13 protein-coding genes are annotated in these 13,618 nt (G+C 61.2%); 8 read left to right on the top strand and 5 right to left on the bottom strand.

Annotated features, from left to right (window positions below; translation table 11 throughout):
* The 3 genes from RGR602_RS29210 to RGR602_RS29200 are packed head-to-tail and all read left to right on the top strand — an operon-like array spanning position 1 to position 2,122.
* A complete protein-coding gene (locus tag RGR602_RS29210) occupies positions 1–633 on the top strand; it encodes a precorrin-8X methylmutase (RefSeq protein ID WP_040115501.1) in 633 nt (210 codons plus the stop codon).
* Positions 630–1,361 carry a precorrin-2 C(20)-methyltransferase gene (locus RGR602_RS29205; protein WP_040115500.1) on the top strand — a complete coding sequence of 244 codons (732 nt, stop codon included), beginning with the start codon at positions 630–632 and terminating at the stop codon, positions 1,359–1,361. Before RGR602_RS29210 ends, RGR602_RS29205 begins: the two co-directional genes overlap by 4 nt.
* On the top strand, positions 1,358–2,122 hold the full coding sequence (locus tag RGR602_RS29200; protein ID WP_040115499.1) for a precorrin-3B C(17)-methyltransferase: 765 nt from the start codon (positions 1,358–1,360) through the stop codon (positions 2,120–2,122). The genes RGR602_RS29205 and RGR602_RS29200 overlap by 4 nt, the downstream gene beginning before the upstream one ends.
* Here RGR602_RS29200 and RGR602_RS29195 read toward each other — a convergent pair.
* Positions 2,086–2,856 carry a cobalt-precorrin-6A reductase gene (locus RGR602_RS29195; protein ID WP_040115498.1) on the bottom strand — a complete coding sequence of 257 codons (771 nt, stop codon included), beginning with the start codon at positions 2,854–2,856 and terminating at the stop codon, positions 2,086–2,088. The two genes, RGR602_RS29200 and RGR602_RS29195, sit on opposite strands and share 37 nt — an antisense overlap.
* Between RGR602_RS29195 and RGR602_RS29190 the strand changes: the two genes are divergently transcribed.
* A complete protein-coding gene (locus RGR602_RS29190; RefSeq protein ID WP_040115497.1) occupies positions 2,855–4,087 on the top strand; it encodes a bifunctional cobalt-precorrin-7 (C(5))-methyltransferase/cobalt-precorrin-6B (C(15))-methyltransferase in 1,233 nt (410 codons plus the stop codon). The genes RGR602_RS29195 and RGR602_RS29190 overlap by 2 nt on opposite strands.
* Before the next feature lie 2 nt (positions 4,088–4,089).
* On the top strand, positions 4,090–4,848 hold the full coding sequence (gene cobM / locus RGR602_RS29185; protein WP_040115496.1) for a precorrin-4 C(11)-methyltransferase: 759 nt from the start codon (positions 4,090–4,092) through the stop codon (positions 4,846–4,848).
* 233 nt (positions 4,849–5,081) lie between these two features.
* Here cobM and RGR602_RS29175 read toward each other — a convergent pair whose 3' ends face one another.
* From RGR602_RS29175 to hutI, 4 genes are read right to left on the bottom strand one after another with little or no spacing between them, the layout of a single operon-like run.
* Positions 5,082–5,657, bottom strand: coding sequence for a HutD/Ves family protein (locus RGR602_RS29175; RefSeq protein WP_040115494.1), 576 nt, complete (start codon positions 5,655–5,657; stop codon positions 5,082–5,084).
* 3 nt (positions 5,658–5,660) lie between these two features.
* Entirely contained in the window at positions 5,661–7,334 is a 1,674-nt protein-coding gene (hutU, locus tag RGR602_RS29170; RefSeq protein WP_040115493.1) for a urocanate hydratase, read from the bottom strand.
* A 1-nt stretch (position 7,335) separates the two neighbouring features.
* Positions 7,336–8,871, bottom strand: coding sequence for a histidine ammonia-lyase (gene hutH, locus RGR602_RS29165; RefSeq protein ID WP_040115492.1), 1,536 nt, complete (start codon positions 8,869–8,871; stop codon positions 7,336–7,338).
* Positions 8,868–10,118: an imidazolonepropionase gene (gene hutI / locus RGR602_RS29160; RefSeq protein WP_040115491.1), complete on the bottom strand. Its 1,251-nt coding sequence runs from the start codon at positions 10,116–10,118 to the stop codon at positions 8,868–8,870. The genes hutH and hutI overlap by 4 nt, the downstream gene beginning before the upstream one ends.
* Positions 10,119–10,238: 120 nt before the next feature.
* On the opposite strand from hutI, the gene RGR602_RS29155 reads away from it, so the two are divergent.
* From RGR602_RS29155 to RGR602_RS29145, 3 genes are all read left to right on the top strand, one after another.
* Complete coding sequence (locus RGR602_RS29155) at positions 10,239–11,585, top strand: formimidoylglutamate deiminase (RefSeq protein ID WP_040116579.1); 1,347 nt, start codon at positions 10,239–10,241, stop codon at positions 11,583–11,585.
* Positions 11,586–11,641: 56 nt separating this feature from the next.
* The gene (gene hutC / locus RGR602_RS29150) at positions 11,642–12,355 is read left to right on the top strand and encodes a histidine utilization repressor (protein WP_040115490.1); all 714 of its coding nucleotides are present in this window, start codon (positions 11,642–11,644) and stop codon (positions 12,353–12,355) included.
* 76 nt (positions 12,356–12,431) lie between these two features.
* Positions 12,432–13,544 (top strand): RHE_PE00001 family protein, encoded by a 1,113-nt coding sequence (locus RGR602_RS29145; protein WP_040115489.1) that lies wholly within the window; start codon positions 12,432–12,434, stop codon positions 13,542–13,544.
* The last annotated feature ends 74 nt before the right edge of the window (positions 13,545–13,618 follow it).

Genomic DNA, 13,618 nt, shown 5'->3' with positions numbered 1-13,618 from the left:
ATGCCAGATTACGATTATATCCGCAGCGGCGAGGCGATCTACGAGCGCTCCTTTGCGATTATCCGCAGCGAAGCGGACCTCTCGCGCTTTTCGCCGGACGAGGCCGAGATTGCCGTGCGCATGATTCATGCCTGCGGGCTGGTCGAAGCCGCCACACATTTCGACTTCTCTGCGGATTTCGTCTTTGCAGCGCGCGGCGCGCTCAAAAAAGGCGCGCCAATCTTCTGCGACGCAGAGATGGTGGCGCATGGAATCACACGCGCCAGGCTGCCACAAAGGAATGACGTGATCTGCACTTTGCGCGACCCGCGCACCCCGAAAATGGCAGAAGCAAGCGGCAACACGCGTTCGGCGGCGGCCATCGACCTTTGGGTCGATCGTCTGGCCGGAAGCGTTGTCGCGATAGGCAATGCTCCAACGGCACTTTTCCACCTTCTTGAACTGCTGCGCGGCGGCGCACCAAAGCCGGCTGCCATCATCGGCATGCCGGTCGGCTTCGTAGGCGCGGCAGAATCCAAGGACGCGTTGGCGGAAAATTCTTATGGCGTGCCCTTTGCGATCGTTCGCGGCCGCCTCGGCGGCAGTGCGATGACGGCGGCCGCAATCAACGCGCTGGCGAGGTCGGGACTATGAGCAGACCCAGCCGTCTGATCGGCGTCGGCACAGGTCCAGGTGACCCGGATCTGCTGACCATCAAGGCAAAGAAGGCGATCGAAGCTGCGGACGTCATCGCTTATTTCGCCAAACAGGGCAGGGCCGGCAACGGCCGAGCGGTTGTCCAGCACCTGATCGGTCCCGAGACAGAACTGCTGCCGCTCTATTATCCGGTTACCACTGAAATCGAAAAGAGCGAAGTGCTCTATCAAAGCCAGATCACCGCCTTCTACGATAGTTCTGCAGCCGTGGTCGCAGCCTACCTCGATGCGGGAAAAACCGTTGCGGTCCTCAGCGAAGGCGATCCGATGTTCTACGGATCTTATATGCACCTGCATGTGCGCCTCGCCGATCGCTATCCTACCGAGGTGATCCCGGGCATCAGCGCCATGTCCGGTTGCTGGTCGCTTGCCGGCATGCCGATCGTCCAAGGCGACGATGTGCTTTCCGTTCTGCCGGGCACCATGGCGGAAGCAGAACTGACGCGGCGGCTTGGCGATACCCAGGCAGCCGTCATTATGAAGGTCGGCCGCAATCTTCCGAAGATTCGCCGCGCTCTTGAAGCGGCTGGGCGTCTCGGCCAAGCCGTCTATGTCGAGCGTGGGACGATGGCGAATGCCGCCATGCTGAAGCTTGCGGAACGGCCGGAGGGTGACGCGCCGTATTTCTCGCTTGTGCTGGTGCCAGGCTGGGAGGCAAACCGATGAGTGGAATCCTGTTTGTCATTGGCACTGGTCCTGGCAACCCAGAGCAGATGACGCCGGAAGCGCATTCAGCCGTTTCGGCATCGACCGATTTCTTCGGCTATGGTCCCTATCTCGACCGGCTGCAGCTCGGCGCCCATCAAAACCGTCACCCCTCTGACAATCGCGAGGAGATGAGGCGGGCAGGGGATGCTTTGACGATGGCGGCAGGCGGCCGCAAGGTCTGTATCGTCTCCGGCGGCGATCCCGGTGTTTTCGCCATGGCCGCGGCAGTCTGCGAGGCAATCGACACAGGTCCGGCGCAGTGGCGTTCCATCGAGCTGGTCGTCGTTCCGGGCATTACCGCAATGCTTGCGGTTGCAGCGCGTGTCGGCGCCCCGCTCGGCCACGATTTCTGCGCGATCTCACTTTCGGATAACCTCAAATCCTGGGATATCATCGAAAAGCGCCTGACATTGGCCGCCAAGGCGGGCTTCGTGATCGCGCTTTACAATCCGGTCAGCAAAGCGCGGCCCTGGCAGCTCGGCAAGGCCTTTGAGCTGCTGCGCGCACATCTGCCGCGGCAGACGCCGGTGATCTTCGGCCGCGCCGCCGGACGCCCCGATGAGCGGATCATAATTCAGCCGCTCGGTGACGCTCACGCTTCGGTGGCGGATATGGCGACCTGCATCATCATCGGTTCGCCGGAAACACGGATTATTTCTGGCGGCGGCAGGCCCGAACTCGTCTATACCCCTCGTTCCATGGCGGGAGGAAACAAGTGACCGATCACGTCGAGCGCTTTCTCGACGGTTTCGACCGCTGCCATGGCGGGCGCGGGCGCACGGGCGATCATGAAGACTTCAATGCCGAGATGACGAGCCGCCACGATTTTCGCGTAGGTCGCCGCGCCGCCGCTATTTTTGGCAACGATCGCATCGATGCGGTGAGAGGCAAGAAGCGCTGCCTCGCCCTCCGCATCGAAGGGGCCGCGATCGAGAATATATTCGACGTTCGCAATATTGAGCGGCGGGGTGACGGGGTCGACGCTACGAACGAGATAGAAATGATGTGCAGCCGCCTCGGCATAATGCGCCTCCTGACGCCCGATCGCCAGGAAGACGCGGCGGGCGACGGGCCCGAGCGCGGCGATTGCCTGCGGAATGTTTCTGCTCGCGGTCCATATGTCGCCCGGCCGCTCGATCCATTCGGGCCGGCGAAGGGCAAGTGCCGCAATCTTGGAAAGTCGTGCTGCGGCGGAGGCGTTGGTGGAGATGCGGGCGGCAAAGGGATGTGTCGCATCGACGAGAAGGTCAAATCCTCCGTCGCGCAGGAAGGAAGCAAGGCCCTCAGCTCCGCCAAAACCGCCAATACGAACGGGTACAGGCTGGATAGACGGTTTTTCCGTGCGGCCGGCCAAAGACAGCAGGATGTCAAACCCGGCCCTCTTGGAGAGCATCTGCGCCAAGGCCCGCGCTTCGCTCGTTCCGCCCAGTATCAGTACGCGGATTTTTGCCATGTCTGATATGCCTAGCCACACCCCGAAACCCTGGCTAACCATTATCGGTATCGGCGAGGATGGTCCAGAAGGACTTGGCGATCACGCCAAGCGGCTGATCCTGGCCGCGCCCGCCGTCTTCGGCGGTGAACGGCACCATGCGCTGATGGGTAATCTGATTGCCGGCGAGAGGCTCGTCTGGCAAAGCCCTTTTGAGACGTCGATCGATGCGATCCTTAGGCGGCGCGGCACACCGGTCGTCGTACTCGCATCCGGTGACCCATTTCTTTTTGGTATCGGCGCAACACTCTCGCGGCATGTGAATGCTGAGGAGATGCGCACCATTCCAGCTCCGTCGGCCTTCAGCATGGCCGCGTCGCGTCTCGGCTGGCCCTTGCAGGAAACCGCCTGCCTCTCGCTTCATGCCCGTTCCATCCATCTCATCCGCCCGCATCTTCATCCCGGACGACGCATTATTGCGCTGACTTCCGACGGGGAGGGGCCCGGGGAACTGGCTTCGCTGTTGTCAAACAGCGGCTTTGGCCATTCACGCATAACTGTTCTGGAGGCACTGGGCGGCGCGCGCGAGCGTATCCTCAGCACGTCCGCAGAAGACTTCCAGTTTCGAGATATCAACCCTCTCAATGTCTGCGCCGTCGAGGTCAAGACAGGAAAAGAAGCTCGCGTCCTGTCTTTTGCCACCGGCCTGGACGACGAACTCTTTGAACACGACGGGCAGATCACCAAGCGTGAAATCCGCGCTCTGACGCTGTCGGCACTTGCGCCGCGCCATGGGGAACTGCTGTGGGATATCGGGGCCGGCTCGGGTTCGATCGGCATCGAGTGGATGCTCCGCGACCCATCACTGAAGACGGTCGCCATCGAGCAATCGCCAGAGCGCGTCAGCCGGATCGCGCGCAATGCTTCAGCGTTCGGCGTGCCCGGCCTTGCCGTTGTCGAGGGAGCAGCCCCTGCGGCATTGAGTGGATTGCCCGAACCTGACGCCATATTTGTTGGCGGAGGCGGCAGCGAACCGGGCGTCATGGATGCCGCAATCGTGTCGCTCAAAAGCGGCGGACGCCTTGTTGCCAACGCGGTGACACTGGAAATGGAGGCCGTGCTGCTTGCCGAACAAGCCAGGCGCGGCGGTTTCCTGACAAGGATCGAGATTTCCCGAGCCGGCCCCATCGGCGCAATGAGCGGCTGGCGCCCGGCAATGCCCGTGGTGCAATGGCGCTGGATCAAGGACTAGAAATGACGGTTCACTTCATCGGAGCAGGCCCAGGTGCAGCCGATCTCATCACCGTTCGCGGCCGCGACCTCATTGGCAGATGCCCGGTATGCCTTTATGCCGGATCGATCGTATCCCCGGAACTGCTCAAATATTGCCCGCCGGATGCGCGCGTCATCGATACCGCGCCGATGTCGCTCGATGAGATCGAGGCGGAATATCTGCGTGCGGCCAGCGCCGGGGAGGATGTCGCTCGTCTGCACTCCGGCGATCTTTCCGTCTGGAGCGCTGTTGCTGAGCAGGTTCGGCGCCTTCAGAAGCATGGCATCGCCTACACGATGACACCGGGCGTTCCGGCCTTTGCTGCTGCGGCCTCCGCACTTGGCCGGGAACTGACAATTCCGGCCGTTGCCCAGAGCCTGGTGCTGACCCGCGTCTCGGGCCGCGCTTCGCCGATGCCGAATGAAGAAACGCTTGCCAGGTTTGGCGCGACGGGTTCGACGCTTGCAATCCATCTGGCAATTCATGCGCTCAGCCAGGTCGTCGAAGAACTGACACCGCTTTATGGCGCTGATTGTCCTGTTGCGATCGTCGTCAAAGCCTCCTGGCCGGACGAGCGCGTCCTGCATGGCACGCTTGCTGACATCGAGGCGAGGGTCGCCATGGAGCCGATCGAGCGCACGGCGATCATCTTCGTCGGTCCAACGCTTGCTGCCCGCGATTTTCGCGAAAGCGCCCTTTATGACGCCGCCTATCAACGGCGGTTCAGGGGCAGGCAATAGCGAGCCGGAATGCCGGCTCGCCATCCACGCTCAGAGCTTTGCCGACAGACAGTTCGGCTGCGAAAGGCTCGAAGGAGAGGGGACCTTTGTCGTGTGCCTGCAAGAGCGCGCATCTGCCCCGCATTGTCGAGGCGGTGGGAGACGTCGACGAGAACTCGAGTGCGGATCGCACATCGGCCGCGCGGTTGATGCATGTCTCGACCACCTCGAAATCCGAGGAAATCGTCGTGGCTTCAGATGGCTGTGATGCTGATCAAATAGCAGGTCGCGGCACCAGCAAGCATCAAAGCGGGGCGGCAATGAGCCTCGATCATCAATACGTCGCCGGCATAAATCATCCCGCTTTCTTCGGCCAACCCGAATGCTGCTTCGCCTTCGTGACACAGTACAAGCGATATTGCGGCCGGTAGAGAGCCGCTCCAACGCCGCTCGATATGCACCCTTTCGACCTTGTGCTTAAAGCCGTCGCGCCGCGTCATGACATTGAGGTCGGTGATCGGCCCCGCGACAAGCTGTGCCGTTACGGCAATGTCGGCTGCAAAAGCAAATGGCGGGCTCTGCTGCGTCAAGCGCAACGGCTCAAGCGCGTCGATCTCCAGCGTCATGCCCCTGCCGGACAGGATTGAAAGTGTGCGGTCGATGCCGGGAAAGATCGAAAACGGTCCGTCGATAGCAACCGTGGCCATGCTGACCCGCCAGTCGAAATCGCCGAGGGTTGCACCCTGCGGGGAAACGGCGACTTCCACTGTCTCGCCGCCGCCGTTCTTCCAGGGCATGCGCCGGTGATTGGCCGCGCGAAGGATCTGCATGGTTCAATCCCCCAAGATCCCCGGCAGCCTTAACCCCTTCTCCTTGGCACAATCGAGCGCGATATCGTAGCCCGCGTCGGCATGGCGCATGACCCCGGTTGCCGGGTCGTTCCAAAGCACGCGTTCGATGCGGCGCGCCGCATCGTCGGTGCCGTCGCAGCAGATGACCATGCCTGAATGCTGCGAATAGCCCATGCCGACGCCGCCGCCATGATGGAGCGAAACCCAAGTTGCGCCGGAGGCGGTGTTCAAAAGAGCGTTCAACAGCGGCCAGTCGGAGACGGCATCAGAACCATCCTTCATCGCTTCCGTCTCGCGGTTCGGTGATGCAACCGAGCCGGAATCGAGGTGGTCGCGGCCGATCACGATCGGCGCCTTCAACTCGCCGCTCTTCACCATCTCGTTGAAGGCAAGGCCGAGACGATGGCGCTCGCCTAGGCCGACCCAGCAGATGCGCGCCGGCAGACCCTGGAAGGCGATACGCGCTCGGGCCATGTCCAGCCAGTTGTGCAGGTGCTCGTTGTCCGGCAGCAATTCCTTCACCTTGGCGTCGGTCCTGTAGATATCCTCCGGATCGCCCGAGAGGGCTGCCCAGCGAAAGGGACCGATGCCGCGGCAAAAGAGCGGGCGGATATAGGCGGGCACAAAGCCGGGGAAAGCGAAGGCGTTTTCGAGACCCTCATCTTGAGCAACCTGTCGGATATTGTTGCCGTAATCGAGCGTCGGAATACCTGCATCCCAGAATGCGATCATCGCTTCGACATGCTCGCGCATAGAGGCGCGAGCCGCTCTTTCGACCGCCTTCGGATCGCTTTCGCGCATCGTTTTCCATTGCGCGATCGTCCATCCTTTCGGTAGATAGCCGTTGATCGGATCGTGCGCTGACGTTTGGTCAGTGACAATATCCGGACGGATGCCGCGGCGGACCATTTCGGGCAGGATTTCGGCGGCGTTGCCGAGAAGACCGACCGATCTGGCTTCGCCTGCCTTGGTCCAGCCGCCGATCATCTCGAGGGCTTCGTCCAGCGTTTCGGCCTTGGCATCGAGATATCGGGTACGCAAGCGGAAATCGATCGAGTCCGGATTGCACTCGACGGCAAGGCAGCAGGCACCTGCCATGACGGCAGCGAGCGGCTGCGCGCCACCCATGCCGCCAAGGCCACTGGTCAGAATCCATTTGCCCTTGAGGTTGCCGCCATAATGCTGCCGGCCCGCCTCGACAAAGGTTTCATAGGTCCCCTGGACGATGCCTTGTGTGCCGATATAGATCCATGAGCCTGCCGTCATCTGACCATACATCGCCAAGCCCTTCTTATCGAGCTCGTTGAAGTGATCCCACGTCGCCCAGTGCGGCACGAGGTTGGAATTGGCGATCAGGACGCGCGGTGCGTCCTTGTGTGTGCGGAAGACGCCGACCGGCTTGCCGGACTGTACCAGAAGCGTCTCGTCTTCGGTAAGCGTCTTCAACGTCGCGACGATGCGGTCGAAATCCTCCCAGGTGCGGGCGGCGCGGCCGATGCCGCCATAGACGACGAGTTCGTTCGGATTTTCCGCCACATCAGGATCTAGATTGTTCATCAGCATGCGAAGCGGCGCTTCGGTCATCCAGCTCTTGGCAATGAGCTCCGGTCCGCGAGGTGCCCGGATTTCGCGGATGTTATGACGGGGATTGGTCATCTCAAATCTCCAGGGACGGAAGGATGTTTTCGCAAACCGACGCGTTCAATGCGCCGCTTGCAACAAGTTCGCTGACGGCTTGCAGATCGCCCGCCATGTAGCGATCGACCTCCAGCGTCGGCACCACATTGCGGATGGCAGCGATCGCCTTTTGCAGTTCAGGGCTGGTCGCAAGCGGTGCGCGTAATTCTACGCCTTGTGCGGCCGTCAATGCCTCGATGCCGATGATGCCGAAGAGGTTTTCGGTCATCTGCAACAGACGGCGTGCACCATGGCAGGCCATGGAAACATGGTCTTCCTGGTTCGCCGAAGTCGGCGTCGAGTCGACGGAAGCTGGATGCGACATCTGCTTGTTTTCGGACATCAGCGCGGCAGAGGTGACCTCTGCTATCATCAAACCGGAATTGAGCCCTGGCTTCTTGGCGAGGAAGGCTGGAAGCCCGTAAGATAGAGCCGGGTCGACGAGTAGCGCGACACGGCGCTGCGAAATTGCACCGACCTCGCAGACCGCAAGCGCGATCTGATCGGCGGCAAAGGCGATCGGCTCCGCATGGAAGTTGCCGCCGGAAACGACGGAGTTGTCGGAAAGCACCAACGGATTGTCGGTCACTGCATTGGATTCGATTTCGAGCGTGCGCGCGACCGAGCGGAGAAGATCGAGGCAGGCGCCATCGACTTGCGGCTGACAACGAATGCAATAGGGGTCCTGCACCCGCTCGTCACCCTCAATATGGCTTTCACGGATAATGGAGCCTTCAAGCAGCGCCCGCAAAGCCGCGGCCGTGTCGATCTGGCCGCGATGACCACGAAGCGTGTGGATATCCGGATGGAACGGTGCCGAAGAGCCCATGGCCGCATCGGTGGACATGGCGCCGGTGATCAGGGCCGCATGGGCGGCACGATGCGCACGGAACAGGCCGGCAAGTGTAAGTGCGGTTGAGGTCTGCGTGCCGTTGATCAGCGCAAGGCCTTCTTTTGCGGCGAGAACGACCGGCGTAAGGCCCGCTTTGTTCAAGGCTTGTGCGCCTGGAAGCCGCTCGCCTTTGAAGTAGGCTTCGGCCTCTCCCATCATCACGGCCGCCAGATGGGCAAGCGGCGCAAGATCGCCCGAGGCGCCGACAGAACCTTTCTCCGGAATGACCGGTATGACGCCCTTGTCGAGCATTGCTTCGATCAGCCGCACTAGCTCCAGTCGCACGCCGGAGGCGCCGCGGCCGAGTGACACGAGCTTCAGCGCCATGACGAGACGCACGATATTTTCGGGCAGCGGCGCGCCCACACCACAGCAATGCGAGAGGATGAGATTGCGCTGAAGTGTGGCGACATCGGCACTGTCGATCTTAATCGAAGCGAGTTTTCCGAAGCCGGTATTGATGCCGTAGACGGGCGCATTGCCGGCGGCGATCTCTGCTATGCGCGCCGCCGCCTTGTTTATGCCGGCATCAAATGCGGGATCGAGTTCTGCCGGTTCGCCGGTCCAGTAAATTTTTTCCAGCTGTTTCAGCGAAACGGAACCTGGGTGGAGAATGATGGTCAACGGTCGATCCTTTCGCCCTTGAAGACACGCGCAAAGAGCGGGTTGAAGCCGATGCGATAGACAAGTTCGGCCAGGCTTTCGATCTCCCAGATGGCAAGATCGGCGGATTTTTCCGCCTGTATTGTTCCCGTTTCGGCAACAATGCCGAGTGCGCGAGCGCCTTCACGTGTGACCCCTGCAATACACTCCTCAACCGTCAGGCCGAAGAGCGTCGCCGACATATTCATCGTCAAAAGCAGGGAGGTGAGAGGTGATGTGCCCGGGTTGCAATCCGTCGCGAGCGCGATCGGAACACCGGCTGCGCGCAGCGCCTTCACGGGTGGTTTCTGTTTTTCATTGATGGAATAGTATGCGCCGGGCAGCAGCACCGCGACGGTTCCGGCTGCCGCCATGGCGACCACGCCGTCATCGTCGAGATACTCGAGATGATCCGCCGAAAGCGCACCATAATCAGCGGCAAGTGCAGCTCCGCCGAGATTGGACAACTGCTCGGCATGCAGCTTCACCGGAAGGCCAAGCGCCTCGGCGCGATCAAAGACAAGGCCGATCTCTTCCGTTGAGAAGGCTATGCCTTCGCAGAACCCGTCGACGGCATCGACAAGGCCTTTGGCGTGTGCCTCATCGAGAGCGGGCAGCACGATTTCGGCTATATAGTCGCGATTTCGGTCCTTGTATTCGGCGGGTGTGGCATGAGCGCCGAGATAGCTCGTCTTGACGCGCACCGGCCGCATACTGCCGAGAACACGGGCAGCCTCCAGCATCTTGACTTCGCCAGCGATGCTGAGGCCGTAGCCCGACTTGATCTCGATCGTCGTCACCCCCTCGCAAAGCAACGTATCGAGGCGGGGCAGGGAAGCTTGCACAAGGCCTTCGACAGAAAGCGCATTCGTCGCCTTGACCGAGGAGACGATGCCACCGCCGGCGCGGGCAATCTCTTCATAGGTGGCGCCGTCGAGGCGCATTTCGAATTCGCGCGCCCGGTTACCGCCATGAACGATGTGGGTGTGGCAATCGACGAGCCCCGGCGTCACCCAGCGGCCCTCAAGGTCGATGATTTCGGCACGTTCGATGACGGAAACCGGCAATTCGCCCTCCGGGCCGGCATAGCGGATTCGGCCGTTTTCCGTGACGATCGCGCCTTTTTCAACAATACCCAGCCCCGGCTGACCCGGATCGAGCGTCGCGAGCCGGCCATTTCGCCAGAGGCTCGGTCTCTGCTCCCGCGCAAAAAGTTTGTTCCCGCTCATCAGCTTTACGCCTTTCCTTAGGTCGAAACATGTATATACATAATAATCGGGTGACAAGTGGAAATTTGGGCGTTTCCATGGAAAAGAAAGATGGAAGGCCCAACAGTAAGGGAAAAGGCGATGACGATACTTCATGCGGCGACTGCGCTCCTGCCTGAGGGGTGGCAAAGCGACGTGCGTCTCACAATTGATGGCGGCCTTATCGCGAAGGTTGAGGTCGGCGCGAAGGCCGAGGTGAGCGACGAGTGCCACAACCTCCTTGTTCCCGCGATGCCCAACCTGCACAGCCATGCATTCCAGCGTGCCATGGCGGGCCTTGCTGAAGTCCGTGGTCCTGCAAATGACAGCTTCTGGAGTTGGCGGGCGGTCATGTACAGGTTCGCGCTTTCGATGACGCCGCAGCATGTCGAGGCCGTTGCCGCACAGCTTTACATGGAAATGCTTGAAGCCGGCTTTTCGCGCGTCGGCGAATTCCACTATCTGCATCATGACAAGGACGGAAGCCCTTATGCCAATATTGCGGAGTTGGCGGAACGCATCGGCGCGGCGAGCGAGACGGCCGGTATCGGCCTGACATTGCTGCCGGTCTTTTACGCGCATTCGAGCTTCGGCGGTGCTGCTCCCCTCGAGGGCCAGCGGCGCTTCATCAACTCGCTTGAGAGCTTCGGAAAGCTGATGGAGCGAGCTCACATGATCGCCCGCAAGCTGGAAGGCGCAAAGATTGGTATTGCGCCACACAGCCTTCGCGCCGTCACGCCTGATGAGTTGGCAAAGCTCCTGCCGCTTGCAGAAGGCGGTCCGGTCCACATCCACGTCGCCGAACAGGTCAAGGAAGTGGACGATTGCATCGCTTGGTCAGGCGCAAGACCCATCGAGTGGCTCCTTGAGCATGCGCCCGTCGACCGCAGCTGGTGCCTCATCCATGCTACCCACATGACCGAGGATGAAACCCGGCGCATGGCCAAAAGCGGATCGGTCGCCGGTCTATGCCCCATCACTGAAGCCAATCTCGGCGACGGAGTTTTTCCAGCGCCGATCTTTCTCGAAGAGGGCGGGCGTTATGGCATTGGTTCGGACTCGAATGTCCAGATTACGCTTGCCGGGGAACTCCGCCAGCTCGAATATTCCGAACGCCTGGTGCTTCAGGCCCGCAACGTGATTGCAGGTACCAACGGCTCGACGGGCCGCACGCTGTTCGATCAGGCGCTTTTAGGTGGTGGTACGGCGCTCGGTGCTGCCGCTGGCCTCGCTGAAGGCAATTATGCGGATATCGTCGCGCTTGATTGCAGCAAGGTGCCTTATCTCGCACATGATCAAATCCTCGACCACTGGATATTCGCCGGCAGCGTCGCTGTCGATTGCCTCTGGGCCGTTGGCCGCAAACAGGTCGAAGGCGGCCGTCATCGCCAGCGTGAGGCGATCAGTCGGCGTTTCCTCGCTGCGATGGGCGAAATGCTTGCCGCCTAAGTCTTTCCTTGCTGGTGCATTCGCAATAGAGCAGGTGGCGCGACGCGGAGAGAATGATGAACGGCAGCAAGGATCCGACCCTGCATCAGCGCATTTTGAGCGAGATCGAAGGTCGCATCGTTTCGGGCGAGTGGCCGCCGGGCTTTCGCATCCCGTTCGAGGTCGATCTCGCTGCGCAATACGATTGCTCACGAATGACCGTCAACAAAGTGCTGACGCAGTTGGCGAAGGCCGGGTTGATCGAGCGCCGCAAGAAGTCCGGCAGCTTCGTCACCCAGCCGCAGTCGCAGTCCGCTGTGCTGGAAATCCACGACATCAAAGCAGAAGTTCAATCGCTGAACTTGCCGTACGCCTATTCGGTCATAAAAAACGCGAGCCGCAAAACAAAGGCGGATGACAAGCTCGATCTTCCGGTCGGCGGTCTCGTTAAAGAGGTCGTTTGCGTCCATTTTGCGGGGACCCGGCCTTTCTGTCTGGAAGAGCGCCTGATCAATCTTGGCAGCGTTCCCGAAGCGATTGATGCCGACTTCGGCGCAATCGCGCCTGGCCCCTGGCTTCTAAAACAGGTTCCGTGGAGCAAGGCGGAGCACAAGATTTACGCGTTTGCGGCTGGTGCTGAGGAAGCCGCAGCACTCGACATTCCCCGCTCTGCGGCCTGCCTCGTCATCGAGCGCCGCACCTGGAGCAGTGCCGGGCCTGTGACGCATGTGCGCCTTACCTATCCCGGCGACCGCCATGCGCTCGTTGCCCGTTTCAGCCCGGCATCCTGAGAATTCGCAGCAGGTCTATTGCGAATCATCCCACAAATAGCGGAAGTAAACATCAAGATGACTTCCGGCCGATAAGATGCGCTACGAAATCGACAATACCCTGCTGAAGAGCCTGCTGCCCGCATTCGCGCTGGCGGAGGATATGCTGGCCAGGCTGGATGAGAGGGTGGCCCGTTCGCCGGTCGGCGCTGGTTTTGCCGAACGCGGCCACTTTTTCGACGCTGCAGGCGCGCTCTGGGTTGCCGGAGAACTCGTGCATGTCGAAGACCTGGTGCTGCATGACGCGCATATGGACAGCCGGACGCCGAGCCACGAGCTGACGATTGCCCATGCCGTGCTGCGCGCACGACGTCGCATCTGGACGGCCGACCCCATCTGGGCGCTGAGTGGCGCCGGATTGAATGTACTTGCCGGCGCCGGTCTAGAAGATGCCGGGCGCGCACCCGAGGCAAGGCTGGCGTCGCCTGAAGAGGAAAAGGACGAAGGCGAAGCGCTGCTGTCGATGGAACTTGCCGAGATCGACGCCGTGCTCGCGCGCTCTCAGCGATTGCTCGACACTCATCTCGGCAGAGGTTCAAAGGTGGAAGAAAGGCCGAAGGAGACGCCTGGCGATCCGCTTGGCCTGTTCGGCGACGATGAATGGGACGAGGCCCAGCGTCTATCCGATTGGCGTGCGGTCATTCCGCTTGCCGAGGAGTTGCCTGCCGCCTTAGGCGCAGCCATCCTTTTCGAGGCCTGGGAGAGAACCGAACCGCTTCGGCGTCAGCACTGGCTGGGCGGCCTTCTGGTTTCAAGCTATCTGCGATCGCGGGGCAAGGTCACCTCTCATCTCTTTTCCTTCTATGCCGGATTGAAGGTAATCCGCCATGAGCGCCGCCGCTCGCGCGATCGGGCGACGCGGCTGCTCGCCTTCCTGGAGGCAATGCGTGAGAGTGCGGCGACCGGCCTGAAGGATATGGATCGTTTATCCCTTGCCCGCACCCAGATGGAACTGCGGTTCAGGGATCGCCGCTCGAACAGCAGCCTGCCGCAGCTTGCGGAATTCGTCCTTTCGCGGCCCATGGTTTCCTCGACGATGGTTGCCCGTCAGTTGCGGGTGACGAGCCGGGGCGCACTCAATCTTCTCAACGAGATCGGCATCCGCGAAATCACCGGCCGCGGACGCTACCGCGCCTGGGGTATCATCTGACACAACGAAGACGGCCGGGCATGTGGCCCGGCCGTCTTTTTTTCAGTGAACGCCCGGCCCGCCATCCTGTCACA

Origin of the sequence: Rhizobium gallicum bv. gallicum R602sp, assembly GCF_000816845.1 — a bacterium.
Lineage (GTDB): Bacteria > Pseudomonadota > Alphaproteobacteria > Rhizobiales > Rhizobiaceae > Rhizobium > Rhizobium gallicum.
This window is presented reverse-complemented; position numbering and strand designations above follow the sequence as displayed.